The 26888-nt window shown below is 63.7% G+C and carries 23 protein-coding genes; 7 read left to right on the top strand and 16 right to left on the bottom strand.

Annotated elements, in window-relative coordinates:
- Positions 1-28: 28 nt before the first annotated feature.
- The 5 genes from AC1RMD_RS14600 to AC1RMD_RS14580 all read right to left on the bottom strand — a co-directional run bounded on the left by AC1RMD_RS14600 (position 29) and on the right by AC1RMD_RS14580 (position 4615).
- A complete protein-coding gene (locus AC1RMD_RS14600; RefSeq protein WP_492927383.1) occupies positions 29-1435 on the bottom strand; it encodes an amidohydrolase family protein in 1407 nt (468 codons plus the stop codon).
- Between the two features lie 77 nt (positions 1436-1512).
- Complete coding sequence (locus AC1RMD_RS14595; RefSeq protein ID WP_492927381.1) at positions 1513-2205, bottom strand: amino acid ABC transporter permease; 693 nt, start codon at positions 2203-2205, stop codon at positions 1513-1515.
- Complete coding sequence (locus AC1RMD_RS14590) at positions 2205-2936, bottom strand: amino acid ABC transporter permease (RefSeq protein ID WP_492927380.1); 732 nt, start codon at positions 2934-2936, stop codon at positions 2205-2207. The genes AC1RMD_RS14595 and AC1RMD_RS14590 overlap by 1 nt, the downstream gene beginning before the upstream one ends.
- Complete coding sequence (locus AC1RMD_RS14585) at positions 2933-3841, bottom strand: amino acid ABC transporter substrate-binding protein (RefSeq protein WP_492927379.1); 909 nt, start codon at positions 3839-3841, stop codon at positions 2933-2935. Before AC1RMD_RS14585 ends, AC1RMD_RS14590 begins: the two co-directional genes overlap by 4 nt.
- Positions 3842-3889: 48 nt before the next feature.
- Positions 3890-4615, bottom strand: a complete 726-nt coding sequence (locus AC1RMD_RS14580) for an amino acid ABC transporter ATP-binding protein (RefSeq protein ID WP_492927378.1) — start codon at positions 4613-4615, stop codon at positions 3890-3892.
- 168 nt (positions 4616-4783) lie between these two features.
- Between AC1RMD_RS14580 and AC1RMD_RS14575 the strand changes: the two genes are divergently transcribed.
- Entirely contained in the window at positions 4784-6046 is a 1263-nt protein-coding gene (locus AC1RMD_RS14575; RefSeq protein ID WP_492927377.1) for a dicarboxylate/amino acid:cation symporter, read from the top strand.
- A 46-nt stretch (positions 6047-6092) separates the two neighbouring features.
- Here AC1RMD_RS14575 and AC1RMD_RS14570 read toward each other — a convergent pair whose 3' ends face one another.
- Positions 6093-6293, bottom strand: coding sequence for a hypothetical protein (locus AC1RMD_RS14570; RefSeq protein ID WP_492927376.1), 201 nt, complete (start codon positions 6291-6293; stop codon positions 6093-6095).
- The gene (locus AC1RMD_RS14565) at positions 6290-6700 is read right to left on the bottom strand and encodes a hypothetical protein (protein ID WP_492927375.1); all 411 of its coding nucleotides are present in this window, start codon (positions 6698-6700) and stop codon (positions 6290-6292) included. Before AC1RMD_RS14565 ends, AC1RMD_RS14570 begins: the two co-directional genes overlap by 4 nt.
- Before the next feature lie 188 nt (positions 6701-6888).
- Here AC1RMD_RS14565 and AC1RMD_RS14560 point away from each other — a divergent pair, with 188 nt between their 5' ends.
- Complete coding sequence (locus tag AC1RMD_RS14560) at positions 6889-8460, top strand: family 43 glycosylhydrolase (protein ID WP_492927373.1); 1572 nt, start codon at positions 6889-6891, stop codon at positions 8458-8460.
- Here the strand turns inward: AC1RMD_RS14560 and AC1RMD_RS14555 are convergent.
- Both AC1RMD_RS14555 and AC1RMD_RS14550 read right to left on the bottom strand, forming a co-directional pair.
- Entirely contained in the window at positions 8457-9875 is a 1419-nt protein-coding gene (locus tag AC1RMD_RS14555) for a M20/M25/M40 family metallo-hydrolase (RefSeq protein WP_492927372.1), read from the bottom strand. The genes AC1RMD_RS14560 and AC1RMD_RS14555 overlap by 4 nt on opposite strands.
- A gap of 14 nt (positions 9876-9889) precedes the next feature.
- Complete coding sequence (locus AC1RMD_RS14550; RefSeq protein ID WP_492927370.1) at positions 9890-11758, bottom strand: ABCB family ABC transporter ATP-binding protein/permease; 1869 nt, start codon at positions 11756-11758, stop codon at positions 9890-9892.
- 61 nt (positions 11759-11819) lie between these two features.
- Between AC1RMD_RS14550 and AC1RMD_RS14545 the strand changes: the two genes are divergently transcribed.
- The 3 genes from AC1RMD_RS14545 to AC1RMD_RS14535 are packed head-to-tail and all read left to right on the top strand — an operon-like array spanning position 11820 to position 14206.
- Positions 11820-12269 carry an acyl-CoA thioesterase gene (locus AC1RMD_RS14545; RefSeq protein ID WP_492927368.1) on the top strand — a complete coding sequence of 150 codons (450 nt, stop codon included), beginning with the start codon at positions 11820-11822 and terminating at the stop codon, positions 12267-12269.
- Between the two features lie 11 nt (positions 12270-12280).
- On the top strand, positions 12281-13855 hold the full coding sequence (locus tag AC1RMD_RS14540; protein ID WP_492927366.1) for an alkaline phosphatase D family protein: 1575 nt from the start codon (positions 12281-12283) through the stop codon (positions 13853-13855).
- Positions 13856-13909: 54 nt separating this feature from the next.
- Positions 13910-14206: a hypothetical protein gene (locus AC1RMD_RS14535; RefSeq protein WP_492927364.1), complete on the top strand. Its 297-nt coding sequence runs from the start codon at positions 13910-13912 to the stop codon at positions 14204-14206.
- A gap of 74 nt (positions 14207-14280) precedes the next feature.
- On the opposite strand, the gene AC1RMD_RS14530 is transcribed toward AC1RMD_RS14535, so the two are convergent.
- The 4 genes from AC1RMD_RS14530 to AC1RMD_RS14515 form a co-directional block, all read right to left on the bottom strand.
- Complete coding sequence (locus AC1RMD_RS14530; protein WP_492927362.1) at positions 14281-15951, bottom strand: long-chain-fatty-acid--CoA ligase; 1671 nt, start codon at positions 15949-15951, stop codon at positions 14281-14283.
- A 3-nt stretch (positions 15952-15954) separates the two neighbouring features.
- The gene (locus AC1RMD_RS14525; protein ID WP_492927361.1) at positions 15955-17646 is read right to left on the bottom strand and encodes a long-chain-fatty-acid--CoA ligase; all 1692 of its coding nucleotides are present in this window, start codon (positions 17644-17646) and stop codon (positions 15955-15957) included.
- A 190-nt stretch (positions 17647-17836) separates the two neighbouring features.
- Positions 17837-18964: an aminopeptidase gene (locus AC1RMD_RS14520; protein ID WP_492927360.1), complete on the bottom strand. Its 1128-nt coding sequence runs from the start codon at positions 18962-18964 to the stop codon at positions 17837-17839.
- A gap of 9 nt (positions 18965-18973) precedes the next feature.
- On the bottom strand, positions 18974-21052 hold the full coding sequence (locus AC1RMD_RS14515) for a molybdopterin-containing oxidoreductase family protein (RefSeq protein WP_492927359.1): 2079 nt from the start codon (positions 21050-21052) through the stop codon (positions 18974-18976).
- Between the two features lie 137 nt (positions 21053-21189).
- Here AC1RMD_RS14515 and AC1RMD_RS14510 point away from each other — a divergent pair, with 137 nt between their 5' ends.
- Positions 21190-22383, top strand: coding sequence for a M20 aminoacylase family protein (locus tag AC1RMD_RS14510; protein WP_492927357.1), 1194 nt, complete (start codon positions 21190-21192; stop codon positions 22381-22383).
- Here AC1RMD_RS14510 and AC1RMD_RS14505 read toward each other — a convergent pair.
- Entirely contained in the window at positions 22380-23276 is an 897-nt protein-coding gene (locus AC1RMD_RS14505) for an NAD(P)-dependent oxidoreductase (protein ID WP_492927356.1), read from the bottom strand. The two genes, AC1RMD_RS14510 and AC1RMD_RS14505, sit on opposite strands and share 4 nt — an antisense overlap.
- Before the next feature lie 115 nt (positions 23277-23391).
- On the opposite strand from AC1RMD_RS14505, the gene AC1RMD_RS14500 reads away from it, so the two are divergent.
- Positions 23392-23937 carry an acyloxyacyl hydrolase gene (locus AC1RMD_RS14500; protein WP_492927355.1) on the top strand — a complete coding sequence of 182 codons (546 nt, stop codon included), beginning with the start codon at positions 23392-23394 and terminating at the stop codon, positions 23935-23937.
- A 106-nt stretch (positions 23938-24043) separates the two neighbouring features.
- On the opposite strand, the gene AC1RMD_RS14495 is transcribed toward AC1RMD_RS14500, so the two are convergent.
- Positions 24044-25168 carry a L,D-transpeptidase family protein gene (locus AC1RMD_RS14495; RefSeq protein WP_492927353.1) on the bottom strand — a complete coding sequence of 375 codons (1125 nt, stop codon included), beginning with the start codon at positions 25166-25168 and terminating at the stop codon, positions 24044-24046.
- A gap of 104 nt (positions 25169-25272) precedes the next feature.
- Positions 25273-26643: a L,D-transpeptidase Cds6 family protein gene (locus tag AC1RMD_RS14490; protein WP_492927351.1), complete on the bottom strand. Its 1371-nt coding sequence runs from the start codon at positions 26641-26643 to the stop codon at positions 25273-25275.
- Positions 26644-26888 lie beyond the last annotated feature (245 nt).

Below are 26888 nucleotides of genomic sequence, written 5' to 3'. Positions count from 1 at the left end.
AGCAGCCGCGCTCCCGGAACGCGGCTGACTACTGGGCCACGACCCAGGCCTTGGTTTCGGCCAGCATCCTGTCGAGGCGCGCGCGGTCGTAGACCTGGCCGCGGCTGACCACCGTGCGGATCTTGCGGGTGGCGGCGATGTCCTGCAGCGGATTCGCGTCCAGCACCAGCAGATCGGCCGTTTTGCCGGCCTCCAGGCTGCCATAGCGGTCCAGGTGGCCGAGGAAGCGCGGGCCGTTGACCACGGCCGTCCGCAGGGCCTGCACCGGCGTCAGGCCGTATTGCACGTACAGGCCGATTTCGTCATGCAGCGCCTGGCCCGGATAGTCGTAAGAATTCAAAAAGCCCGCGTCGGTGCCGGCGATGATGCTCACGCCCTCCTGCGCCAGCAACGGCAGCAGCGATGCCGACTTCTCGAACGTCGCCTTGCGCAGCGCGATCGCCTCTGGGTTGTCCTGCGCGGCGCGCTGCACGCGCCAGTCGTAGGTGGCGCGCAGTCCCTTGCCGATGTACTGCAAGGCCGGATCGTGCGAGTGATCGTCGCGGTCCAGGTAGGCCACCACGCGCGATACCGACAGCGTCGGCACCACCGCCGTGCCCTTGGCGGCCATGTAACGGAACGATGCGCGCGCGGTCGGCTCGTCGTAGGTCGCCAGGCTCTGCTTCATCGCTTCCTTGCCGGTCAGCGTGCCGGCCGCCACCTGCGCGGTCAGCTCGCGCTCCTTCGGCGTCGCGGAGCGCAGCAGGTAGGATTGATGCTCCACCGTGCCCAACCCCGCATCGAACATCTGCGCCAGCGTCAGTTGCACCGGAACGTGGCCGGAAGTGCGCATGCCGCGCTCCTTCGCCTGGCGCAGCGCTTCCAGGTAGATCTCCGGCTTCAGCGTGTTCTCGGTGATCTTCACGAAATCCACCTTCTGCGCCTGCAAGCCATCCAGCGCCTTGCCCACCTCTTCCGGCGTGCCGACTTCGATGGTGCCCTTCCACAGTGGCTTGTAGCCTTCCAGCTTGGCGCCGGAGGTGAAGATGGTCGGCCCTTCCAGCTGGCCGGCCTTGATCTGGTCGCGCCAGGCCAGCACGGTGTCCGCCAGGTCGCCGGAACAATCGCGCACGGCGGTGATGCCGTTGGCGAGATACAGCGCCAGCAGATGCTTGTTCTCTTCGATCAGCGCGGGACCGCCGCCGAAGTGCACGTGCGTGTCCCACAGCCCCGGCATCAGGTACTTGCCCGGCAGGCGGATGGTCTTCCTGGCGGCGTAGCCGGACAGCTTGCTGTCGTCGACCACGGCGATGATGGTGTCGCCCTTGAGCACGACCGACTTGCCCTTGACGGCCTTGCCGCCCGCAACGTCGATCAGCGTGGCCTGGGTCAGCACCAGGTCGGCGGCGATTTTGTCAGCGGCATGCGCGCTGGAGAGAAGGCCAAGCGCCAACATGGCACCTGCTATGTTCTTCATGGATGGCATGCGGTGTTCCCGTTCGAATAATGCGGTGGCGAGGATACTACCAGAGACTAGCGCACGATGGCGACGCGCTTTTGCAGCTGCCTTGCCAGCCACGAAAGCAGGCAGCACAACACAAAGTAAACCAGTGCCACAAAGGTGTACATTTCCACAAGCCGGCCGTCGCGCTGCGCCACCTTGCTGGCCGCGCCGACGAAATCCGGCACCGACAGCACGTACACCAGCGACACGTCCTGGAACAGCACGATGGTCTGCGTCAGCAGCACCGGCAGCATGTTGCGGAACGCCTGCGGCAGCACGATGCGGCCCATCACCTGCCAGTAGTTCAGTCCCAGCGCCTGCGCCGCCAGCACCTGTCCGCGCGGGATCGCCTGTATGCCGCCGCGCATGATCTCGCAGTAGTACGCAGCCTGGAACAAGGTGAAGGTGATCAACGCCGACCAGAACGTGCCGACCTTGACCGGCTCCGCCGCGCCGATCACCCACGCGGCGACATACGGCACCAGGAAGTAGAACCAGAAAATCACCAGCACCAGCGGCACCGCGCGTATCAGGTTGACGTAGGCGGCGGCCACCAGCGCCAGCGGCTTGAAGCTGGACATGCGCCCCAGCGCCAGCAAGGTGCCCAGCACTACGCCGCCGATCATCGACAGCACCGTCAGCTCCAGCGTGAACGCCATGCCGACCTGGAACAGGTATACCCACGAGCGGCCGATGACGTCGAAGTCGAACTGCGCGAACATCAGCGCGCCCCCAACGTGCCGGGCAACGCCAGACGCCGTTCCAGCACCCGCATGGCGGCGATCACCGCCAGGTTGGCGAGAACGTAGATCAGCGTGGCGGCGGAAAACGCCTCGAACACCTGGAACGAAAACTCCTGGATCGCGCGCGCACTGGCGGTCAGCTCCATCAGGCCGATGGTCAGCGCGACAGAGCTGTTCTTGATGATGTTGAGGAATTCGCTGGTCAGCGGCGGCAGGATGATGCGCACCGCCAGCGGCAGCAGCACGAAGCGATAGGTCTGCGGCAGGTCCAGCCCCAACGCCAGCGCCGCAAGCCGCTGCCCGCCGGCCAACGCCTGGATGCCGGCCGTGACCTGCACCGCCACCCGCGCCGACGTGAAGAAGCCGAGGCACACCACGGCCGTGACGAAGGGCGCATTCGGCAGCGTCTTCAGCCAGTCGCCGGCCACCTGCGGCAGCAACTCGGGCGCGACGAAGAACCACAGGAACATCTGCACCAGCAGCGGCACGTTGCGGAACACCTCAACATAGCCGGTGCCGAGCAGCGGCAGCACGCGTCCCGGCAGCGTGCGCAACGCGCCGACCGCGAAGCCCAGCACCAGCGCCATCACCCAGCCGGCCAGCGAGGTCGCCAGCGTCCAGGCCAGGCCGGACATCAGCGTGTCCCAGTAGGTATGAACGCCGTCCGGCGACAACTCGCCGAAAATGCGCCAGTTCCAGTGATAGTTCATCGCGCGCCGTAGGCGGCGGGATCAGGCGAATCGGTGGGTTTGACGATGACGGCCTTGAGCTGCTCCGGCATCGGGAAGTTGAGGTTGATGCCCTTGGGCGGGATGGGACTCTGGAACCACTTCTGGTAAAGCTTGGGGAACTCCGCCGACTGGTAGAGCTGCACCAGCGCCGCATCCACCACGGCCTTGAAGGCCGGATCGTCGCGCCGCATCATGATCCCGTACGGCTCCACCGACAAGGCCTCCTTGCCGATCGCGTACTCGCCGGGATTGCGCGCGCTGGCCACCTGGCTGGCCAGCAGGATGTCGTCATTGGCCTCGGCCGCGGCGCGGCCGGTTTCCATCATCAGGAACGATTCAGGATGATCCTTGCCGACCACGATGTTCATGCCCAGCTGCTTCTCGGCGTTCAGCATGGTCATCTGCTTGAGGGTGGTGGTGCCGGCGGTGGCCACCAGGGTCTTGCCCTTCATGTCGGCCAGGCCGTTGATGTTCGACGTTTTCTTCGACAGCAGCCGGCTGCCGATCACGAACATGGTCGGCGCGAACGCCACCTGCTTCTGGCGCTCCGCGTTGTTGGTGGTGGAGCCGCATTCGAGGTCGATGGTGCCGTTGGCCATCAGCGGGATGCGGTTGGCGGAGGTGACCGGATTCATCGCCACCTTGACCGGCGTGCCCAGATGCTTCTGCACCGCAGCCACGATCTTCATGCACAGGTCGACCGAATAACCCTGGTACTGCTGCTTGTCGTCGAGGTAGGAAAAGGGGATCGAGCCGTCGCGCACGCCGAGCGTAATGGCGCCGGTGCGCTTGATCTTGGCCAGCGTGCCGCCGGCTTCCTGCGCTGTGGCCTGGCCGCCGAGGCAGGCCAGGGACAAAAGTATGAGTACCCGCGGTAACGACATGATTCCTCCCCAAGTAGAAAGAAAAAAATGCACCGAGCGTCAAACTTGCTAGTGAATGATCCTCGCGAGGAAATCGCGCGCGCGCTCGGAACGCGGCGCACCGAAGAATTCATCCTTGCCGCAGTCTTCCAGGATGCTGCCCTTGTCCATGAAGACCACCCGGTTCGCCACCTTCTTGGCGAAGCCCATTTCGTGCGTCACCACCATCATGGTCATGCCCTCCTGCGCCAGGCCGACCATCACATCCAGCACTTCGTTGATCATCTCCGGATCCAGCGCCGACGTCGGCTCGTCGAACAGCATCGCGATCGGGTCCATCGACAGCGCGCGGGCGATCGCCACGCGCTGCTGCTGGCCGCCGGACAGCTGGTTCGGATATTTGTCCTGCTGCGTCAGCAGGCCGACCCGGTCCAGGTACTGCAGGCCGCGCGCGTTGGCCTCGTCCTCGCTGCGCCCCAGCACCCTGGTCTGGCCCAAGGTCAGGTTCTGGCGCACCGACAGATGCGGAAACAGTTCAAAATTCTGGAACACCATGCCGATGCGGGCCCGCAGCTTGGGCAGGTCCGTGCCCTTGGCGCCGACCGAAATGCCGTCGACCAGGATCTCGCCCTGCTGGAACGGCTCCAGTCCGTTGACGGTCTTGATCAGCGTCGACTTGCCCGAGCCGGACGGCCCGCATATCACCATCACATCGCCTTTGGCAACGTTGGTGTTGCAATCGGCCAATACCTGGAATTGGCCGTACCATTTATTAAGATTTTTTATCGCGATCATATATACTGCGGAACTTGCTTAATGTTTCATCAGCTTACAAGGCTAACATTGGCAGGATCATACCCCCACACAGAGGGGAAATGACATTATTTTGTACCAGATTGTGCTACCGCAGACTACCCTGCGTCGGCCTGCGTCCAAAGAGACACTACCACGGGAATTCAGAACATGCAGAAAAAAAGCCGATTGACCACTTACATCCTGTTGGGCCTGGGGCTCGGCATCCTTGCCGGCTACATCGCCCATAGCAGCCTGGCCGACCCGGTCGCGTTCGCCGACATCATGTCGCTGGTCACGACCTTGTTCCTGCGGCTGATCAAAATGATCATCGCGCCGCTGGTGTTCTCGACGCTGGTGGTCGGCATCGCCCGCATGGGCGACGCCTCGGAAGTGGGCCGGATCGGCATCAAGACGCTGGGCTGGTTCTTCCTGGCCTCGCTGATGTCGCTGAGCCTGGGCCTGATCCTGGTGAACCTGTTCCGCCCGGGCGACCCGCTGATGGGCCACCTGGCCGCCACCGTCGGCAAGGCCGAGCTGGCCACGTCCAGCCTGTCGCTGAAAGACTTCGTCACCCACCTGGTGCCGTCGTCCATCATCGATGGCATGGCCAAGAACGAGATCCTGCAGATCGTCATCTTCTCGCTGTTCTTCGGCATGGCGGCGGCGGCGGTTGGCCGCAAGACCGACCCGCTGATCGACGCGCTGGACGGCGTCGCCCACGTGATGCTGAAGGTCACCGGCTATGTGATGAAGTTCGCGCCGATCGCCGTGTTCGCCGCGGTGGCGGGCGTGATCGCCAAGAGCGGCCTGGGCGTGCTGTCGACCTACGGCGTGTTCATGGCCGAGTTCTATTTCGGCATCGCGCTGCTGTGGGCGCTGCTGATCATCATCGGCTACGGCTTCCTCAAAGGCCGTATATTCGGCCTGCTGAAAGAGATGCGCGGCCCGGCGCTGCTGGCGTTCTCGACCGCGTCGAGCGAAGCGGCGTATCCGAAGACGCTGGAAGGCCTGGAGCGTTTCGGCGTGCGCAACCGCATCGCCGCGTTCGTGCTGCCGATCGGCTACTCGTTCAACCTGGACGGTTCGATGATGTACTGCACCTTCGCCACCGTGTTCATCGCGCAGGCTTACGGCATTGAAATGTCGCTGGGCCAGCAGATCACCATGATGATGTTCCTGATGGTGACCTCCAAGGGCATGGCCGGCGTGCCGCGCGCCTCGCTGGTGGTGATCGCCGCGACGCTGGGTCAGTTCAACATTCCGGAAGCGGGCATGGTGCTGTTGCTGGGCATCGACCACTTCCTGGACATGGCGCGCTCCGCGACCAACGTCATCGGCAACGGCATCGCCACGGCGGTGGTCGCCAAGTGGGAAGGCGAGCTGGTCGACCCGCTCAAGTCCGGCGAGCTGGCGGACGCACCGCTGCCGTAAGCGGCGCCACCAGGCAGAAGGCCACCTCGCGGTGGCCTTTTTTTTGTCACAGCCAAGTGCGCTTGCCCTCAGGCTTGGCGCCCATCTCGCGCAATCTGCGCCGCAAACGCGCGTTGTCCAAAAGAACAGATACCAGCGTCACCAATATGATGACGTTGAAGGCCTCGTTGCCGAAGAATCTGAAGAACAACGCCGCGCCGCCTGCGCAGAGCACGCCGGCAATCAACAGCATCAAACCATCTTTCATGGACCTCTCCTCGTCTGCACGACCCGACGCTTTTTGTAAATTTCAGGATGACGCATCATTACGCCTGCCAGCCAAGGGCGATGCAGGTGACTCATCTGTGCGCTAAGCAGAACATCGGCGAGAGAAATTCCTCCTGCCAGACTTCGCCCGGTGGCAACAGCGATACTCCCGATCACGGCGCCAAGATAATAGGCGGCGCTCATCGCTCCAATAACCATCAATTTTTCGCCCCGAATTCCAGCTCCTATCATTTCCGCCACAGTCACTTTTTTACCGAATTTTTCAGCCAGACCAATTAGCGTCGAAGCCGTTGCAGTTGCTAACTGCACGTTACCAAAAAGACTTTCAGGCGCAGGCAATCCCAAGCCATCCATATTTTCTTTGAAGTACTTGTAAAAGTCAGACATACGGCCTCCTATGGGAATTCCATCGAAGCGTAGTCTGAATGAGCATGATGCGCCTTGCGCGACCTCACAGCAAGCAACCGCGGCCGCAGTTGCGCGGAATCATTGCCCAGATTGGTGAGTTTCATAATTGCGTGTCCGCATCACTCGGGGCACCATCTAGCGCGACGATACCTACCCGCGGGGACACAATGAAATCAACACGGCGCACAGCGCTGAAAACGCTGCTGTCGGGCGCCGCGCTGGCGCCGCTGGCGGCCAACGCCAAGCCCACCTGGGGACGCGGCATCGAAGGCCAGCGCAAGGCGAACCTGGGCAACGGCACCTACCTCAATCCCATCCTGTCCGGCGACCATCCCGATCCCACCATCCTCAAGGACGGCGACGATTACTACATGACGTTTTCGTCCTTCCTGTCCTACCCCGGCGTGATCCTCTGGCACTCGCGCGACCTGGTGAACTGGGAGCCGATCGGCCCGGCGCTGACCAAGCCGATCGGCAGCGTCTGGGCCATGGACCTGGTCAAACACAACGGCCGCTACTTCATCTACATCCCCGCCACCCCGAACGGCAAAGGCACCATCTTCGTCATCTGGGCCGACGACATCAGGGGCCCGTGGAGCGATCCGATCGACCTGCACATCGACGCCATCGATCCCGGCCACGCGCTCGGCGAGGACGGCAAGCGCTACCTGTTCGTCAACGGCGTGCGCCGCATCGGCCTGACCGACGATGGCCTGGCGACCGTCGGCACCCTCGAAAAAGTCTACGAACCGTGGCGCTATCCGTCCGACTGGGTGGTGGAAATGTTCGCGCCAGAAGGACCGAAGCTGTTGCGCCGCAACGGCTGGTTCTACCTGGTGCTGGCGGTCGGCGGCACCTCCGGCCCGCCGACCAGCCACATGGTGATCGCCGCGCGCTCGCGTTCCATCCACGGGCCATGGGAGAACTGTCCCCGGAATCCGCTGGTGCGCACCAGGAGCGCCGACGAGAAGTGGTGGTCGCGCGGCCACGCCACGCTGGTCGAAGGCCCGGCCGGCGACTGGTGGATGGTCTACCACGGCTACGAGAACGGCTACCGCACCCTCGGCCGCCAGACGCTGCTCGAACCGATCGAATGGACGGCGGACGGCTGGTTCAAGCCCAAGGGCGGCGACCTGTCGTCGCCGCTGCCGATGCCGAAGAAAGGCAGCGCCGTCCAGGCAGGCTTCGCCAAATCGGACGACTTCACGAAGAACAAATTCGGCGCGCAGTGGTGCTTCTTCAATCCGGGGCCGGACGAGATGAACCGCGTGCAATTTGAACAGGGATCGGTCAGCATCGCGGGCAAAGGCACCTCGCCGGCCGACTGCTCGCCGCTGGCCTGCATCGTCGGCGACCACGCCTACGAAGCCAGCGTCACGCTTGAGATCAGCGGCGCAGGCCATGGCGGCCTGCTACTGCACTACAACGAGCGTATGTTCGTCGGCGTCGGCTTCAGCGCCACCCAGATGCTGACCTACCAGTACGCCAGCGAACAGAGTTGGATGCGCGAAGCCGTGAAGGCCTCCACGGTGCGCATCCGCGTCCGAAACGACCGCCACATCGTGACCTTCTTCTACGCGCTGGACGACGGCAAATGGATACAGCACCCGTGGCAGATGGAGACCTCCGGCATGCACCACAACGTCTTCGGCGGCTTCCTCAGCCTGCAGCCAGCGGTGTACAGCGCCGGCGAAGGCGCTGTACGCATGCGGGACTTCCAGTACCGCGCGCTGGCTTAGTTTTGGCCGGCGTAGACCTTCACCAGGTCGTACAGGAAGCTGCGGCCCTCCATCAGCGACTGCACGCCGATGTATTCGTTCAGGCCGTGGATGTTGCCCAGGTCCGGCGTGAGGAAGATGCCGCTGATGCCGTAGGTCGGAATCCCGGCCGCGTTCAGGAACTGGCCGTCGGTGGCGCCCGATTGCAGGATCGGCAGCACCGGCACGCCCGGCCACATCTTCGCGGTCAGTTTTTCAACCGGCTCCATGATGGCGCGCGTCAGCTCCGGCGGCGCCGAATTCTCGCCGCGGATTTCCAGCGTATCCACCTTCACCGCCGGATCGTTGATGGCCTTGACCAGCGCCGCGCGCACCGTCTCCTGCGATACGCCGGGGAAGATGCGGCAGTTGATGTTGGCGCGTGCGCGCTGCGGCAGCGCGTTGGTGGCGTGGCCGGCGTCGAGCATGGTCGCCACGCAGGTGGTGTGCAGCATCGCGCCCCAGCTGGTGTCGCGGCCGGAGACCAGCGCCACCGCCTTGGCGTCCCTGGGATTCTTCACCACCGCCAGCATCGCCGCCGCCACGTCCTTGTGGCCCTCGGCGGCCTGGATCTTCGACATGCCGGTCAGGTAGCCACGGCTGCCGTCGGCCAGCTGGATCGGGAAGGTGTAGCCTTCGATCTTCTTCAACGCGCCGGCCAGGTGGTAGATCGCATTGTCCTTCTGCGGACGCGAGCTGTGGCCGCCGCGATTGATCACTTCCAGACGATAGTTCTGCGCCACCTTCTCGCCCGCCTGCACCGTCATCGATACGCGCTTGCCCGCCGCATCGAGCTCGCCGCCCGCGCCTTCGTTGATGGCGAAGCCGGCGTCGATCAACTCGCGACGGTTCTTGGTCAGCCACTCGGCGCCATTGAAGGCGCCGCCGGTCTCCTCGCCGCAGGTCAGCGCCATCTTCAGCGTATGGCGCGGCACGTAGCCTTCGTTCCTGAAGCGCACCAGCGTGTCGGCCCAGATCGCCGCCTGGGCCTTGTCGTCCAGCGCGCCACGCGCGTAGAACTTGCCGTCTTCCTCGATCAGCGTGAACGGATCGCGCACCCAGTCTTCACGCTTGGCCTCGACCACGTCGATGTGCGCCAGCAGCAGGATGGCTTTCGCCTTCGGATCGCTGCCCGGCATGACGGCCACCAACCCGCCCTCCTTCGGATGCGCCGGATCGGCGAACAGGTGCAGCTGGGAGTCGGCAAAGCCCGCCGTCTTCAATCGCGCGGCGATGCGCTCCGCGGCCAGCGTGCAGCTGCCCGCCGACAGCGTGGTATTGGTTTCGACCAGCTCCTTGTACAGGGCGCGGAACTGCGGTTCCGTAGGGTCGGCATACGCATTTTGAACACAAGCCATCAAGACAGTTGCCGCACCCAGCGCAAAACGAGACTTCATAGTCGCTTCCTTAGTTAAACTGCATCCACGACGTCGTCGGGGGACGACGCCAATTCTTCATCGGCCTTGGCCTGCTGCCGTTGCCACATCTGCGCGTACAGGCCGTCCGCCGCCAGCAGCGACTGGTGCGTGCCGCGTTCGACGATGCGGCCGTGGTCCAGCACCAGGATCTGCTGCGCGTCCGCCACCGTGGACAGGCGGTGCGCGATCACCATCGTCGTGCGGCTCTTGGCGATTTCCTTCAACTGCGCCTGAATCGCCTGTTCGGCCTTGGAGTCCAGCGCGGACGTGGCTTCGTCGAAGATCAGGATGGAGGGGTTCTTCAGCAGCGTGCGGGCGATCGCCACACGCTGCTTCTCGCCGCCGGAGAGCTTCAAACCGCGCTCGCCGACCATGGTCGCGTAGCCGTCCGGCAGGCTTTCAATAAAGTCGTGGATCGACGCCGCGCGCGCCGCCGCCACGATCTGCTCTTTCGTCGCGCCGGGCTGGCCGTAGGCGATGTTGTATTCGATGGTGTCGTTGAACAGCACCGTATCCTGCGGCACGATGCCGATCGCGTGGCGCAGCGTATCCTGCGTGACCGTGCGCAGGTCCTGGCCGTCGATGGTGATGCCGCCAGCGTTGACTTCGTAGAAGCGGAACAGCAGGCGCGACAAGGTCGACTTGCCCGAACCGCTGTGGCCCACCACCGCCGTCGTCGTGCCCGGCGCGATGGTGAAGTCCACATCGAACAGGATCTGGCGCTTGGATTCGTAGCTGAAGTCCACATGGTTGAAGCGCACCTGCGCGCCATGCGTGACCAGCGGCTGCGCGTCTGGAGAATCGGCCACTTCGCGGTTCTGGTCCAGCAGCGAGAACAGCTTCTCCATGTCGGCCAGGCTTTGCTTGATCTCGCGGTAGATCACGCCCAGGAAGTTGAGCGGGATGTACAGCTGGATCATGAAGGAGTTCACCAGCACCAGGTCGCCCAGGGTCATCTTGCCGTCGATGACGCCTTGCGTGGCGCGCCACAGGATCAGCGTGACGGCGGTGGCGATGATCAGCGACTGGCCGGTGTTCAGCAGCGACAGCGACGTCTGCGATTTGACGGCGGCCGATTCGTAACGCTGCAAGCCTTCGTCGTAGCGCTTCGCTTCATAGTCCTCGTTGCCGAAGTATTTGACGGTCTCGTAGTTGATCAGCGAATCGATGGCCTTGGTGTTGGCCTTCGAATCGAGCTCGTTCATGGTGCGGCGGAAGTGCGTGCGCCAGTCGGTGACGAAGATGGTGAAGGAGATGTAGGTCACCAGCGCGACGAAGGTGATCACCGAGAACCAGATGTCGTAGTGCGTGACGAGGTAGCCCAGCACCAGCGTGATCTCCACCAGCGTCGGCAGGATGTTGAACAGCGTGTAGGAGATCAGCGAGCCGACCGCGCGCGTGCCGCGTTCGATATCGCGCGTCATGCCGCCGGTCTGGCGGTTCAGGTGGAAGCGCAGCGACAGCGCGTGCAGATGGCGGAACACCTGCAGCGCGATGGTGCGCACGGCGCGCTGCGTGACGCGCGCGAACAGGAACTCGCGCAGCTCGGTGAACAAGGTGGTCGACACGCGCAGCACGCCGTAGGCCGCCAGCGCGCCGAGCGGCAGCACCAGCAGCGCCTGCGGATGCGATGGCGAGATGCTCAGGCTGTCGATCAGGCTCTTCATCACGACCGGCACGCCGACGTTGGCCAGCTTGGCGCCGATCAGGCAACCCAGCGCCAGCAGCACGCGCCATTTGTAGACCCACAGGTAAGGGAAGAGCGTTTTCAGCGTCGCCATGTCGCTGCGCGGCGGGGCGGCTGGCGTGGCTTTGCTGGAGGAAGGTGGCGGGGTGTTCGGAGTGTCGGCGTAGCGGCGCATGGCGGATGTCGGCTTTTTATGGTTCAATCCCGGTAATTGTAGCCCTTCAAGAGAATTCACGATGACCACCCCAGAAAATCCCCCCACCATCAAAGCCGAAACCGTCAACCGCGGCCTGCCCGCAGGGAAGATGCCGGAACTGCGCATGATGCCGGCGCCGTCCGACGCCAACGTCTACGGTGACGTGTTCGGCGGCTGGATCATGGCGCAGGTCGACATCGCCGGCTCGCTGCCGGCCACCCGCCGCGCCAACGGCCGCGTGGCGACCATCTCGGTGAACTCCTTCGTGTTCAAGAACCCGGTGTTCGTGGGCGACCTGCTGTCGTTTTATGCTGATATTGTCAAGGTTGGCAATACGTCCATTACCGTCAACGTCGAGGTGTATGCCGAGCGCAATCGCCTGCAAGCCTGCACCGTCAAGGTCACCGAGGCCACGCTGACCTACGTCGCCACCGACTCGGACCGCAAGCCACGCAAGGTGCCGCCGATCGAAACGCTGATCCGTTCCTGATCCGGCGCGGCATGCAGCAGCCTCGCCGCGCATTTCTCCAAACCGCCAGCCGCCTTGCAGCGCTGGCCGTCTCCTGCGGCGCCAGCGGCCTCCACGCCGCGCCGTCCAGCGCCAGCAACGCCTATCCGTTCGGCCTCGGCGTCGCCTCCGGTTCGCCGTTGCCGGATGCGGTCATCCTCTGGACCCGCATCCTGCACGATCCGCTCGACGCGGCCGCCACGCCGCCGTTGGCCTTCAGCGTGCGCTGGGAAGTATCGGAGGACGAGCGCTTCAGCCGCATCGTCGCCAAGGGCACGGCCAGCGCCGCGCCGGAGCTGGCGCACAGCGTGCATGTCGACGTCACCGGCCTGGCGCCGGCCCGCTGGTACTGGTATCGCTTCATGCTGGGCGACGCCGTCAGCCCGGTCGGCCGCACGCGCACCGCGCCCGCCGCCAACGCCATGCCCGATCAGTTGAAGCTGGCCGTGGCCTCGTGCCAGCACTGGGAGTTCGGCAGCTACGCGGCGCACCGCCACATCGCGGCCGCCGCGCCCGATCTGGTGGCCTTCCTGGGCGACTACATCTACGAGTGGGGGCCGTACCAGCTCAGGCATCCGCAAACCGCGCTACGGACCGCTGAGAGCTTCTCGCTGGCCGATTACCGTGCCCGCTACGCCCAGTACAAGACCGACCGCGACCTGCAGGCCGCCCATCTGGCCGCGCCATGGATCGTGACTTGGGACGATCACGAAGTGGCCAACGATTACGGCGGCGACCGCGACGAGCGGCTGGACCCGCGCTTCCTCGACCGCCGCGCGGCGGCCTATCAAGCCTTCTACGAACACATGCCGCTGCGCGTGCCGCCGGCCGACTTCGCCAGGCTGCGCATGTACCAGCGCTACGACTGGGGCCGGCTGGCGCGCTTGCACGTGCTGGACGACCGCCAGTACCGTTCCCGCCACGCCTGCACACCCGCCGGACGCGGCGGCTCCAGTTCGGTGCTCAGGCGCGACTGCCCGGCGCTGGCCGATCCCGGCCGCACCATGCTCGGCGCGGCGCAGCAGCGCTGGCTGGAGCAAGGCCTGGCGTCGTCGCCGGCGCGCTGGAACATCCTGGCCCAGCAAACGCTGATGGCGCAGAACAGCCAGGTGCCTGTCACCCATGAATCCGACGGCCGCTTCTGGACCGATGGCTGGGATGGCTATCCGGCGGCGCGCCAACGGCTGTTTGACGCGCTGCACACCAGCAAGGCCGGCAACCCGCTGATACTGGGCGGCGACGTCCACAGCTTCTTCGCGGCCGAGCTCAACCGCATTCCCACGCGTCCGCGTTCGGCCGCCAATCCCGTCATCGCCACCGAATTCGTCGGCACCTCGGTGACGTCGCCATCGCGCCCGCAGGCGCGCACCGAACAGTATGTCGCCATGAACCACAGCATCAAGTACGGGCGCAGCGACCAGCGCGGCTTCATGCTGCTCAACATCACGCCGTCCGCCACCACCACCTTGTTCCTGGCCTTGGACGATGTCCACAGCCCAGCCAGCCCCATCAAGACCGTCGCCAGCTTCCTGGTGCGTGACGGCCAGCCCGGACTGGTTAGCGCTTGAATCGGGGCCGACACGGCCTATACTGGCTAGACCATCAACGTATGGAGGCGCTACATGTTGAAAGTAACAGAGAGTGAAATTGCGCAAGAGCTGGATAGCTATTTGCACCAGGCCCTGACGCAGACGATAGTCGTGGAACAGGCCGACCGCGATGCCGTGGTCGTGCTGTCACTGGCCGAGTTTGAAAGGCTGCAAGATGTCGACGACCAGCACTGGGCCGATTGCGCCCGCAAGGCCAACGTCGAAGGATATGTCGATCACGATCATGAAGTGCGGCAACGGCTGGCCGCCGCCATGAGGGACAAACGGCTCGCTTGCATCAAGAAAGGGCCGCGTTTCGAACACCACTAGATGAAACAACCGGGGGGCAGTTCCGGCATCGTGCCACGCGTGGCACGATGCCGGAACTGCCCCCCGGTTGTTTTTTACGCTGCGACCTTTTCGTCGCGCAGCTGGCGGCGCAGGATCTTGCCGACGTTGGTCTTCGGCAGCTCATCACGGAACTCGATGTACTTCGGCTTCTTGTACGCGGTCAGTTCGTGCTTGCAGAAGTCCAGCAGCTGCTCGGCGGTCAGGTTCGGGTCCTTGCGCACCACGAACAGCTTGACAGCTTCGCCCGAGTTCTTGTCCGGCACGCCGATGCATGCCACTTCCAGCACGCCCGGATGCGAGGCCACCACGCCTTCCACTTCGTTCGGATACACGTTGAAGCCGGACACGATGATCATGTCCTTCTTGCGGTCGACGATGCGGGTGAAACCCTGCTCGTTCATGATGCCGACGTCGCCGGTCTTGAAGAAGCCGTCGGCCGTCATCGACTTGGCGGTTTCGTCCGGACGGTTCCAGTAGCCAGCCATCACCTGCGGGCCGCGGATGGCGATCTCGCCGGTCGCGCCCAGCGGCAGCACGTTGCCGTCATCATCCAAAATGCAGACGTCGGTCGACGGAATCGGCAAGCCGATGGTGCCGGTGAATTCCTTGATGTCGACGCGGTTGGCGGTGGCCACCGGCGAGGTCTCCGACATGCCGTAGCCTTCGATGATCGGGGTGCCGGTCAGCTTGAGCCAGCGGTCGGCCACGGCTTGTTGCACGGCCATGCCGCCGCCGTTGCAGACCGCGTAAGACGAGAAGTCCAGTTTGGCGAACTCGGCGTTGTTGAGCAGCGCGTTGTACAGCGTGTTCACCGCAGGGAACACCGCCACGCGGTACTTGGCCAGCTCCTTGACGAAGCCAGGGATGTCGCGCGGATTCGGCACCAGCAAATTCATGCCGCCCATGCGCATGCCCATGAAGGCGCTGATGGTCAGCGAGTAGATGTGGTACAGCGGCAGCGCGCACACAAACACCAGTTGCTCGGCCTGCGGCTTGAATTGCAGCCAGGCTTCGTTCTGCAGCACGTTGGCGATGATGTTACGGTGCAGCAGCACGGCGCCCTTGGAGACGCCGGTGGTGCCGCCGGTGTATTGCAGGAAGGCGATGTCGTCATGCCCCTGCTTGACCGGGTTGAGCGTCAGGCGCGAACCCTCGGCCAGCACCTGCTTGAACGACACCGCGTTCGGCAGCGAGAACGACGGCACCATCTTCTTGACCTTGCGGACCACGAAGTTGACCAGCGTACCCTTCAGCGTGCCCAGCATGTCGCCCATGGTGGCGACGATCACGTGCTTGACCTGGGTGTGCGCCACCACCTGCTCCACCGTGGTGGCGAAGTTTTCCAGCACGATGATCGCTTCCGAACCGGAGTCCACCAGCTGGTGCTGCAACTCGCGCGGCGTGTACAGCGGGTTGACGTTGACCACCGTGTAGCCGGCGCGCAGGATGGCCGCCATCGCCACCGGATATTGCAGCACGTTCGGCAACATGATCGCCACGCGCGCGCCCGGCTTCAGGCCCTTGCTTTGCAGCCAGGCGCCCATTTGCAGCGACAGCTTGTCGAGTTCGCCGTAGGTGACGAACTTGTCCATGCAGACGTAGGCGTTGCGGTCGGCAAACTTGCGGAACGATTCTTCCAGCAGGTGCGTTACCGAGCGGTACTGCGTGCTGTCGATTTCAGCGGGTACGCCTTCGGGATAGGACTTCAACCAAATTTTTTCCATGTCTTATGCAACTTTCTTGTTCTGGCCGGGTGGTTCATCACGCAGCATGCGCCGCAGGATTTTCCCGACGTTGGTTTTGGGCAGCTCCTCGCGGAACTCGATATATTTTGGCTTTTTATAGCCGGTAAATTGTTCTTTGCAATAAGCCATCAATTGCTCGACCGTCAGGTTCGGATCCTTGCGCACCACGAAGATCTTGACCGCCTCGCCCGAGTGCTCGTCCGGCACGCCGATGCACGCACACTCCAGCACGCCCGGGTGGGCGGCGATCACGCCCTCCAGCTCGTTCGGATAGACGTTGAAGCCGGACACCAGGATCATGTCCTTCTTGCGGTCGACGATCTTCACGAAGCCGTTCTCGTCCATCACGCCGACGTCGCCGGATTTGAAAAAGCCGTCGGCCGTCATGACCTTGGCGGTTTCGTCCGGACGGTTCCAGTAGCCGGCCATCACCTGCGGACCGCGGATCGCGATCTCGCCCGGCTGGCCCAGCGCCACTTCCTTGCCGTCGTCATCGAGGATAGCGATGTCGGTCGACGGTACCGGCAAACCGATGGTGCCGGTGAAGGCCGAGCTGTCGGCGCGGTTGCAGGTAGCCACCGGCGACGTCTCGGACAAGCCATAGCCTTCGATGATGGACACGCCCGTCACCTTCAGCCATTTATCGTTGACGGCCTGCTGGACCGCCATGCCGCCGCCGTTGCAGATCTTCAGCGCCGAGAAGTCCAGGCCGCCGAACGACGGATGGTTCAACAGCGCGTTGTACAGCGTGTTCACCGCCGGCAGCATGTTGAACTTGTACTTGCTCAGCTCCTTGATGAAGCCGCCGATGTCGCGCGGATTCGGGATCAGGATATTCAGCGCGCCGACGCGCGTGCCCCACATCGCGCAGCAGGTCAGCGCGAAGATGTGGTACAGCGGCAGCGCGCAGACGATGGTGATCTGCTCGGTCACATTGCCCAGCGCCGGCTTGGACCAGGCCTCGTTCTGCAGCAGGTTGGCCACCAGGTTGCGGTGCGTCAGCGTGGCGCCCTTGGAGACGCCGGTGGTGCCGCCCGTGTATTGCAGGAAGGCCGGATCGGTGGGCTCCAGCGAGACCGGCGTCAGCTTCATGCGGCCGCCTTGCGACAGCGCGTCCTTGAAGCGCACCGCGTTCGGCAGCGAGAACGGCGGCACCATCTTCTTGACGCTGCGCACCACGAAGTTGACCAGCGCGCCCTTGAGGCCGCCGAGCATCTCGCCCATGCTGGCCACCACGATGTGCTTGACCTGCGTGCGGCCCAGCACCTGCTCCAGCGTGGTCGCAAAATTTTCCAGGATCAGGATGGCTTCGCTGCCCGAATCGTTGAGCTGGTGCTCCAGTTCGCGCGGCGTGTACAGCGGGTTGATGTTGACCACCGTGTAGCCGGCGCGCAGGATGGCGGCGATGGCGATCGGATACTGCAGCACATTGGGCATCATGACGGCGACCCGCGCGCCCTTCTTCATGCCGCGGCTTTGCAGCCAGGCGCCCAGGCGCTTGGAATACGCGTCCACTTCGGCATAGGTGAGGAATTTGTCCATGCAGACGTAGGCGTTGCGGTCGGCGAACTTGTGGAAGGATTCTTCCATCAGCTGTACCAGCGAGCGGTATTGACTCGTGTCGATCTCGGTCAGCATGCCGGGCGGGTACGACTTCAACCAGATTTTTTCCATCCTGTGCCTCGTGTCTCGAATTATCGTTGTAAGGTCCGGCGCACAGTGCCGGTTCAGGGTCGGGGGATTCGTCTATGCGAACTTCCGGAGCCTACTTATGACGATGCTATCGGGCAGCAAGCTCAGACGCAAGCGCATTTAACCATATTTGAACGCGGCTTCTAACGGCTTTTTATGCTGCACCGCAACATCAATGCATGCCTTCCGACGCGGAGTCCGGCTCCTTGGCGCTCTCCGCGTTGAGCATTACCGGGCGGCCCAGTTGCTGCAGCTGCTGCTGGCGTTGAACTAGATCAAGAGAAGCTATTTTTTGCACTGCACCATAAAATCGCACGAACGTTCGTTCCTGCTTTAACAAGGAACGGAAGGCGGGCAGAAAATCGTGGTAAGTTCCCACAGCGCTGAGGTGGGCGTTGGTCAGCGGCTCGGCAAACCAGCGGTCGTAGCCGGCGTAACCGCCCCAGCTGTCCTTCAACTTTTGGTACTCGGATTTCAGGTGGGCGAAGATGCGCGCCTTCTCGGCCCGCTTGTGGCGGGTGCTGTATTTGCTGGCGTAGGTGTCGGCCAGCATTTTGCGGTGGCGCACCAATAGTTCGAGGAAGTCCTGGCGGCGCGCGTTGTAGCGGGTGTAGGCCTCGCGCATCGGATCGGTGCCGTACAGCTCCAGCCAGCGCGCCACGCCGGCCTCCTCCACCGCCGTCGCGAAGCCTTCGTTGAACTGCGAATCGCCCTGCACATACACCACCTGGTGCGCCAGCTCGTGGAACACCATGCGCGCCAGCTCGGCGTCGGAATAGTTGATGAAGGTCGACAGCAGCGGATCGCTGAACCAGCCCAGCGTCGAATAGGCCGGCACGCCGCCGACCTGCACGTCGTCGTTCTCCTTGCGCAGCTCATCGGCGTAGGCCATCGCGTCGTCCCTGCTGTAGTAGCCGCGATAGCTGACGCAGCCGGCGATCGGGAAGCACCACTGGATCGGACGCAGCGACAGCTCCGGCGTCGCCACCACATTCCACAGCACGAAGGGGCGCGTCAGCGCGGCGTAGTTCTTGTAGCTGGCGTTGTCGGGCAGGCCCAGTTCCTTGACGGCGAAGCGGCGTATTAACAACGCTTTTTCCAGGCGGGCCTTGAGTTGGGGGTCGGTGGACGGATCGCCCAGCCAGTCTTCAATCGGACGGGCGTCCGACCACAGCGCATACTGGCCGTGGGCGGCTTGCATGTAATACTTGAATTGAGCGCAACCTGCCAGCAAGATTGCTGCACAGCCCGCCGCAACCCAGTATCTGGCGCGGACAATTCGGCGGGCTAAGTTGCGCATACATTACCTTCAAGCAGCGACTCTTTCGACTTGTACCAGTGTATCGTAAAAAGTTGGTGCGCGGCCCATATCAGTCAACTGTTGGCTGGTAACCTCATTGGCGTTCTTGCCATCCCGGCCTAGCTTTTTCCACCACACTGACAAGCCTACAACGAGACCCGCGCGCGCCTTGTCCGTGACGCGCGCCTTGGCGATGAAGGTGCCGCGGTCATTGAAGATGCGCACCATGTCGCCGTCGGCGATGCCGCGCGCCGCGCTGTCGGCCGGGTGGATGTCCAGGTGCGGCTCGCCCTCCGCCGAACGCAGGCTCTTGACGTTGACGAAGGTGGAGTTGAGGAAGTTGCGCGCCGGCGGAGAAATCATCGCCAGCGGATAACGCCTGGCCAGCTCGGGATTGCTGGCCACCGATTCATACGGCGGCAGATAGGCGGGCAGCGGATCGAGGCCGTCGGCCGCCATCGCGGCGGAATAGAACTCGCACTTGCCGGACGGCGTGGGGAAGCCGCCGTGCGCGAACGGCGCGTCGGGCACGTTGAGTTTCTGCCAGCCCTTTTGCTTCAACGACTCCCAATCGAAGTTGACGGCGCGCACGTCCTGGGCGTTGAAGGCCATGGCCGCCAGCTGGTCGTCGCTGTCGCGGAAGCAGGGATCGTCGAAGCCCATGCGCGCCGCCAGCAGGCGGAAGATTTCCGTGTTGGACTTGGCCTCGCCCATCGGCGCGATGGCGGCGTTGTTGGCCATCATGTACAGGTGGCCGTAGGCGGTGTGCGTGTCGACGTGCTCCAGCTGCGTGGTGGCCGGCAGCACGATGTCGGCGTAGTCCACGGTGTCGGTCTGGAAGTGTTCCAGCACCACGGTAAACAAATCCTCGCGCGCGAAGCCGGCCATGACCTTGGCCGAATCCGGCGCGATCGCCAGCGGGTTGGCGTTGTAGACGATCACCGCCTCCACTTCCGGTCCGAACTGCGGCGAGCTCGCGCGCAACAGGTCGTCGCCGATGGTGGTCATGTTGATGGTGCGCGGCGCGCTCTTCAGCAGGTCCGGCCGTTGCAGCGCCGCCTTGTTGGTCGGGAACGAACCGCTGGACGACAGCTGGATGCCGCCGGCCGGATGGCGCCACGCGCCCACCAGCGCCGGCAGGCAGGCGATGCTGCGCACCGACATGCCGCCACCGCGCACCCGCTGCACGCCGTAGTTGGCGCGGATCGCCACCGGCTCGCCGGCGCGCGCCATGCCGCCGTACAGCCGCGCCAGCTCGACCACTTCGGCCACGCTGATGCCGCAGGTGTCGGCGGTGCGTTCCGGCGTCCATTCGGCGGCGCGCTGTTTGAGCTGCTGGTAGCCCAGCGTGTGCTGCGCGATGTAGTCGTGGTCGAGCAGGTCCTCGGCGATCAGCACATGCATCAGGCCCAGCGCCAGCGCGGCGTCGGTGCCGGGCAGCAGCGCGATGTGCTGGTGGCACTTCTCCGCCGTCAGCGAGCGGTAGGGATCGATGGCGATCAGCTTGGCGCCGTTGCGCTTGGCTTCCTGGGCGCGGGTCCAGAAGTGCAGGTTGGAGGCGATCGGATTGCCGCCCCAGATCAGGATCAGCTTGGCGTTCTGGAACTGCTCCAGGTCAATCCCGATCGAGGCGCCGATGGTGTATTTGTAGCCGGTGGCGCCGGCCGTCGCGCAGATGGTGCGGTCCAGCAGCGAGGCGCCGATCTGGTGGAAGAAGCGCGACGACATCGACTCGCCCTGCACCAGCCCCATGGTGCCGCAGTAGCTGTACGGCAGGATCGCTTGCGGCGCGCGCGCGGCGATCGCCTTGAGCCGGGTGGCGATGGTGTCCAGCGCCTCGCCCCAGCTGATGCGCTCGAACTTGCCCTCGCCCTTCTTGCCGACCCGGCGCAGCGGATGCAGCAGGCGGTCCGCATGATAGGTGCGCTCGGTGTAGCGCGCCACCTTGGTGCACAGCACGCCGGCCGTGGTCGGATGGTCGGGGTCGCCCTTGACGGCGGTGGCCACGCCGTCCTCCACCGTGACCAGCAGCGCGCAGGTGTCGGGGCAGTCGTGCGGGCAGGTCGCGCGGACTTGTGTCGTTGTCATGTCGTAGGTTCCAAAAGCATGGGCTGAAAGCACTATCGTAAACCATTCCGGACGCGCTGGATTTGTTTGCGCGACAAGGGCTACAATGGCTGTTCTCGATGCCCAAAAGGCAAGCGAACCCGATATTGGAGAAGCAGATGAAACTAGTTGACCCCATCATTGCATTTCAATCTGAAATACAGCAAATCCGGCGTGACCTGCACGCCCATCCCGAGCTGTGCTACGAAGAAAAACGCACCTCCGACGTCGTCGCCGACAAGCTGAGCGAATGGGGCATCCCCGTGATACGCGGCCTGGGCCTGACCGGCGTGGTCGGCATCATCAAGCACGGCAGCTCCAAGCGCGCGATCGGCCTGCGCGCCGACATGGACGCGCTGCCGATGCAGGAAGTGAACACCTTCGCGCACGCCTCGCGCCACCCGGGCAAGATGCACGCCTGCGGCCACGACGGCCACACCGCCATGCTGCTGGGCGCGGCCAAGCACCTGGCCGAGCACCGCAATTTCGACGGAACGGTTTACCTCATTTTCCAGCCGGCCGAGGAAGGCGGCGCCGGCGCCCGCCGCATGATCGAGGACGGCCTGTTCGATCGGTGCCCGATGGACGCGATCTACGGCATGCACAACTGGCCGGGCGCGCCGGTCGGCACGATGAGCGTGGTCGAAGGACCGATGATGGCCTCCAGTAACGAGTTCTACGTCACCGTCAAAGGCAAGGGCGCGCATGCGGCCCAGCCGCACAAGGGCATCGATCCGGTGATGGTGGCGGTGCAGATCGCGCAGAGCTGGCAGACCATCATCAGCCGTCAGAAGAGCCCGCTGGATACGGCGGTGCTGTCGATCACCCAGATCCACGCCGGCAGCGCCACCAATGTGATCCCCGACGAAGCGGAACTGGTCGGCACGGTGCGCACCTTCACCCAGCCGGTGCTGGACATGATCGAACAACGCATGGGCGAGATCGCCCAGCACACGGCGGCCGCGTTCGGCGCCGAGGTGGACTTCAAGTTCCGCCGCAATTATCCGCCGCTGGTCAATCATCCGGCCGAGACCAGGTTCGCGGTGGAGGTGATGAAGTCGGTGGTGGGCGCGGACCAGGTCGACGACCAGGTCGAGCCGACCATGGGCGCGGAAGACTTCGCGTTCTTCCTGCAGGCCAAGCCGGGCTGCTACGTCTTCATCGGCAACGGCGAAGGCGACCACCGCGACGGCGGCCACGGCCTCGGCCCGTGCGTGCTGCACAACGGCAGCTACGACTTCAACGACGACCTGCTGCCGATCGGCGCCAGCTTCTGGGTGCGTCTGGCGGAGCAGAGCCTGCCGCTCGCCTAAGCCAGCCGGTCCGGGGCGGTGCCGACGCGCTGTCCGGGATTCAAGGCCTCCAGTCCCAGCAGCGCCGCCGCATGATCGGCCTGCGGGACCGTCTCCGCCAGCGCCTGATAGCGCTCGGTCACCAACTGCGTCACCGGCAAGGTGATGCCCGCCGCTTGCGCCGCCGCCAGGATGTTGCGCTGGTCTTTCAGCTGCGTCTTCACCTGGCCGCCGGCGACAAAATTCCGCTCCAGCATGCGCTGGCCGTGCACGTCGAGGATTTTGCTCTCGGCGAAACCGCCGCGTATCGCCGCCCGCATCGCCGCCGGATCGGCGCCGGCCGCCTGCGCCAGCAACAAGGCCTCGGCCACGATGTTGATGGTGGCGCCGACGATCAGCTGATTACACAGCTTGGCCACCTGGCCGCTGCCGGCCGGGCCCACCAATGTCGGCCGGCCCATGGCCGCCAGCACAGTCTCCAGCTCGGCGAAATCTTCCGTGCTGCCGCCCGCCATGATGGCCAGCGTACCGGCCGCCGCGCCGCCCACGCCGCCGGACACCGGCGCATCGACAAAGCGCCGGCCTTGCCCGGCCAACAGTAGGTGGAACTCTTGCGCCTCCGATTGGCGGGTCGAGCTCATGTCCACCCATAGCGCGCGCGGCGCCAGCGCCGGCAGGGCCTCGCGCATCACGGCGCCGACAATCGGGCCGGCCTCCAGCATGGAGATGACGAGGTCGGCATCGCGCACCGCCTCGGCCAGCGTCGCCACCGCGTGCGCGCCGGCATCGGCCAGCGCGGCGGCCTTGGCGAAGGTGCGGTTCCAGACCGTCACCGCATGGCCGGCCGCCAGCAGGCGCCGCACCATCGGGTCTCCCATTAAGCCGATACCGAGAAAGGCGATTCGCGTAGACAATTCCAACTCCTGAGATGTTCAAAATAATAGCCACTTCGGAATTATTCCACGAACCCCGGTACAATCCCGACAGCCGTATAAATATGAGATATGGCACTTACATTGCAAGGATACTATGTTCGCGAAACAAATGATTGCAGCAGCTGTCGCACTGATCGCCATGCAGGGCGCGTTGGCCGATGACAAACTGGTCGATTCCGTGGCCATCGATTATGGCAACGCCGCCAAGGTACAAATGGTGCGCTTCAGCGCCTCCAAGGATTGGAGCGCGCGCTGGTTCCAATCGAACGGCACGCATCTGAGCGGCTACTGGGAAGCCAGCGCCGGTCTGTGGAAAGAAAGCAAGTACCAGAATATTTCGGGCAACACCGCCCACCTGTGGGATGTAGGCTTCACGCCGGTGTTCCGCTTCGAGAATGACAACAAGAAGGGCATCTACTACGAAGGCGGCATCGGCGTGCACCGTCTGTCCAAGCTGTACGACAACGATACATACCGTTTATCGACGCACTTCCAGTTTGGCGACCACATCGGCATCGGCTACGTGTTCGACAACAACTGGGAAATCGGCGCCAAGATCCAGCACTTCTCCAACGGTGGCTACAAAAAGCCTAACACCGGCGTCAACTTCGTCGAAATCAAAGCGGCTTACCACTTCTGATCGAAAAACAAGCTGGGGTCAAGTCTGACATTCGGACACGAGCTCGACCGTAGCAATTGCTACGGTCGAGCTCGTGTCCGAATGTCAGACTTGACCCCATTGTTTTTTATACATTCGATTCGGCGACGATCTTCCAGCTCTTGCCTTCCTTGGCCCAGTACTGCTTCTTGCGCACCGCGTGGCGGTATTTGCCGACCACGATCTGCTGCGTGAAATTGCTGACGATGACTTCTTCCTGGCTAGGCTGGCGGAAGTAACTCGGCTGGCTCACGGTCACGCTGATCTTCTTGGCGCCGGGCAGGAAGCGGTTCTTGTCCAGCCAGGCATTCACATCCTCATCAGCCGCCGACTTGAAGCGCGGCGAATACAGCGCGCGCAACCCGGCGTCGTCGCGGTTCTCGACATCGCGCCGCCAGGCTTCCACCAGCGCACTGGCCACCCGCAAGTCACGCTCCATTTGCTCCTTGCTGACGAACTCGACCTGGTCACCGATCAGGATCGGCGTCTTGCCGATTTCTACCGTACGGGTCAGCGTGTTCAGGTCGTCATTGCTGACCACCACGCAGCCATCGGTCGACAGCGGCGGACGGCTGAAGGTTTCCGGCGGCGTGCCATGCACCCAGATGCCGGAGCCGCTGCGGCCCTGCGCCTTGTCCCAGTCGTTCGGATAATCGAGCGGCAATGCGCCCTTGCCGTACATGTCAGGCAGCTTCACGCCAGGCAAGCGGCCGATGATGTAGTACACGCCGACCGGCGTGCGCATATCGCCTTCCTTCAGCTTGTTGATGCCCAGCTTGCCCTGGCTGACGTAGAAGTCGGACAGCAGGCGGATCTGGTCGTTGCGGTTCTCGTACAGGTAGAGGCGCGAATGCTTGGCGTCGACGATCAGCGCGTGCTTCTGGTCCTTGCGCATCTGCATCAGCGCGCGCGGCAGCAGCGCCGCCGACGGCCGGCCAGGCTCGGCCTGCATGCGCACGGTCGCTTCGCGCCGCAAGTCCGCCAGCTTGGATGCTTCGCCCGCCGGTACCGCCGCCCCCAGCTCGCCCACGGCGCGGGTATGCATCAACAGGATGTCGCCCCGGACCAGGTGACCCAGGCGGAAATTGGGAAAGGCGACCACCAGCGCGTCGGCCTTCTGCTGGGCGATACGCAGGTTGTGCCGGGACAGCTCTTTGTAGATTTCGGACAGTAGCTCTTCGGGATTGGCTTTACGGACGACCGGCGTCCGCACCGGCTTTTTTGCGGCGTAACTGGCCGTCCCTCCCACCACACTGAGGAGGACGACGCAAAGCAAGCCGCTGGCACGCCAGCGTCGCGAAAAACTAAAGTGTGACATCAGCTACCCGAGGCTTCCTGCTTAATCTGCCATTTTCCACCATTTTTGACCAGCACGAGCGTCTTCCGGCTTCTGGCCGTAAGGCGGTCCGATTCATAGGTCTGGCGGAAGGTCACTTTGGCCGTGTTGCCGTTCACAACCACTTCCGGTCCGCCTACTTCGACGTGGATGCGGCCCTTGCCTTCGATGCGGGCGCGGCGCTCATCGGCCCAGGCCCTGCGCGACAAGCCTTTAGGTGGCTCGAACTCCTGGCTGTAGTAGCCGAGGTAGGAGTCAACATTCTGCGTCGTCCAGGCCTTGGCCCAGCCGTGAACCTGGGCTAGCACCGCGTCGCGCTCGGAGGTATCCGGCTTGGCGGCTTTTTCCGGTTCGGGTTTGGCGGGTTTCGATGACTCCACTTTGGCTGGTTTCGGCGGTTCCACTTTGGCCGGCTTGACCGGCTCGGCCTGGGCCACCACCACCGGCGCAGCTTTGACCGGCGCGGGTGCTGGGGCAGGCGCCGGCTTCGGCGGTTCAACCTTGGCCAGCACTGGCGCAGGCGCCGGTGCTGCAGGCTTGACTGGAACCGGCGTTGGCACAGGTGTTGGCGCGACCGGCTTGGCTGCGACCGGCGCGGGCGCTGGTACGGGCGCTGGCGCTGCGGCCACTTTGATGGCTGGCGCCGGTGTCGGTGCGGGCGGCGTAACCGACAACGCCGGTATCCGTTGCAAGGTAGTCGACTTGCCGGTATCGGCAGGAAGTTGCGAAATCAGCGGCGGCGCAGCATTGGCCGCGGCACGTGGCGTGGCCGCCTGGGCCACTTGCTGAGGCGCGGATGCCGGCGCAGTCGCGGCGATCTCTGGGGCGCCCAACTTGGCGCCGGTGCTGCTCGAGAAGTTCCGCAGCAGCGTCAACTTGGACTTGGCCGGCGGAGCATTGTTCGCGCCCAGCGCCAGCGCCTTGTCGTAGGCCTGGCTGGCCATCTTGCCGTAGACGTCGCCCAGGTTTTCATACGCCGTCATATAGCTCGGATTGGTGCGGATCGCTTTTTCCAGCGACACGCGCGCCTTGTCGTACTGGCCGTTGGCCGCATACAGCACGGCCAGGTTGTTATACGGTTCCGGCAGGTCTTTGTAATCTTCGGTAAGCTTGGTGAACACCGCGATCGCTTCATCCGACTTGTTTTGCTCGGTCAGCAGCACGCCCTTCATGAAGCGCATTTGCGGATCGGATGGGTGCTTGCCCAGGTATTCGTTGGTCTTGTTCAGTGCCTCGACAAACTTGCCGGCCTTGGCCAGCTTGCTGACATCGGCCATCTCATCGGCGCGCGCAGGCGCAAGCGCGAAGAGAGTTACCACGATGCCGGCGGACGCCAGGGCACGGTACAGCATTGTTGGAGCTGTCTTATTTTTCATTGAGGTGTGAAGCAAGCACGAAAGCACACATGGTACACCTTTCGTTTCCCCAGATCAAAATCTAGCTTGTATCTTATATGCCTCTTTTGTCACAAAAAAACAGCCGCCAAAAGCAAAAAACCCCACCTGGATCACCGGGTGGGGTTCTTTATATAACTAGCCTGACGATAACCTACTTTCACACTGGTTGCAGCACTATCATCGGCGCAGAGTTGTTTCAC

Source organism: Duganella sp. GW822-FHT06D06 (assembly GCF_058799615.1).
Note: the sequence above shows the minus strand (reverse complement) of the source record. Positions and strands in the feature narration are given on the sequence as shown.

What these genes read in the sequence shown, in the direction of transcription:
- AC1RMD_RS14600 (WP_492927383.1), bottom strand. Translation starts at nt 1,435, where the DNA reads ATGTTGGCGCTTGGCCTTCTCTCCAGCGCGCATGCCGCTGACAAAATC.
- AC1RMD_RS14595 (WP_492927381.1), bottom strand. Translation starts at nt 2,205, where the DNA reads ATGTTCGCGCAGTTCGACTTCGACGTCATCGGCCGCTCGTGGGTATAC.
- AC1RMD_RS14590 (WP_492927380.1), bottom strand. Translation starts at nt 2,936, where the DNA reads ATGAACTATCACTGGAACTGGCGCATTTTCGGCGAGTTGTCGCCGGAC.
- AC1RMD_RS14585 (WP_492927379.1), bottom strand. Translation starts at nt 3,841, where the DNA reads ATGTCGTTACCGCGGGTACTCATACTTTTGTCCCTGGCCTGCCTCGGC.
- AC1RMD_RS14580 (WP_492927378.1), bottom strand. Translation starts at nt 4,615, where the DNA reads ATGATCGCGATAAAAAATCTTAATAAATGGTACGGCCAATTCCAGGTA.
- AC1RMD_RS14575 (WP_492927377.1), top strand. Translation starts at nt 4,784, where the DNA reads ATGCAGAAAAAAAGCCGATTGACCACTTACATCCTGTTGGGCCTGGGG.
- AC1RMD_RS14570 (WP_492927376.1), bottom strand. Translation starts at nt 6,293, where the DNA reads ATGAAAGATGGTTTGATGCTGTTGATTGCCGGCGTGCTCTGCGCAGGC.
- AC1RMD_RS14565 (WP_492927375.1), bottom strand. Translation starts at nt 6,700, where the DNA reads ATGTCTGACTTTTACAAGTACTTCAAAGAAAATATGGATGGCTTGGGA.
- AC1RMD_RS14560 (WP_492927373.1), top strand. Translation starts at nt 6,889, where the DNA reads ATGAAATCAACACGGCGCACAGCGCTGAAAACGCTGCTGTCGGGCGCC.
- AC1RMD_RS14555 (WP_492927372.1), bottom strand. Translation starts at nt 9,875, where the DNA reads ATGAAGTCTCGTTTTGCGCTGGGTGCGGCAACTGTCTTGATGGCTTGT.
- AC1RMD_RS14550 (WP_492927370.1), bottom strand. Translation starts at nt 11,758, where the DNA reads ATGCGCCGCTACGCCGACACTCCGAACACCCCGCCACCTTCCTCCAGC.
- AC1RMD_RS14545 (WP_492927368.1), top strand. Translation starts at nt 11,820, where the DNA reads ATGACCACCCCAGAAAATCCCCCCACCATCAAAGCCGAAACCGTCAAC.
- AC1RMD_RS14540 (WP_492927366.1), top strand. Translation starts at nt 12,281, where the DNA reads ATGCAGCAGCCTCGCCGCGCATTTCTCCAAACCGCCAGCCGCCTTGCA.
- AC1RMD_RS14535 (WP_492927364.1), top strand. Translation starts at nt 13,910, where the DNA reads ATGTTGAAAGTAACAGAGAGTGAAATTGCGCAAGAGCTGGATAGCTAT.
- AC1RMD_RS14530 (WP_492927362.1), bottom strand. Translation starts at nt 15,951, where the DNA reads ATGGAAAAAATTTGGTTGAAGTCCTATCCCGAAGGCGTACCCGCTGAA.
- AC1RMD_RS14525 (WP_492927361.1), bottom strand. Translation starts at nt 17,646, where the DNA reads ATGGAAAAAATCTGGTTGAAGTCGTACCCGCCCGGCATGCTGACCGAG.
- AC1RMD_RS14520 (WP_492927360.1), bottom strand. Translation starts at nt 18,964, where the DNA reads ATGCGCAACTTAGCCCGCCGAATTGTCCGCGCCAGATACTGGGTTGCG.
- AC1RMD_RS14515 (WP_492927359.1), bottom strand. Translation starts at nt 21,052, where the DNA reads ATGACAACGACACAAGTCCGCGCGACCTGCCCGCACGACTGCCCCGAC.
- AC1RMD_RS14510 (WP_492927357.1), top strand. Translation starts at nt 21,190, where the DNA reads ATGAAACTAGTTGACCCCATCATTGCATTTCAATCTGAAATACAGCAA.
- AC1RMD_RS14500 (WP_492927355.1), top strand. Translation starts at nt 23,392, where the DNA reads ATGTTCGCGAAACAAATGATTGCAGCAGCTGTCGCACTGATCGCCATG.
- AC1RMD_RS14490 (WP_492927351.1), bottom strand. Translation starts at nt 26,643, where the DNA reads ATGCTGTACCGTGCCCTGGCGTCCGCCGGCATCGTGGTAACTCTCTTC.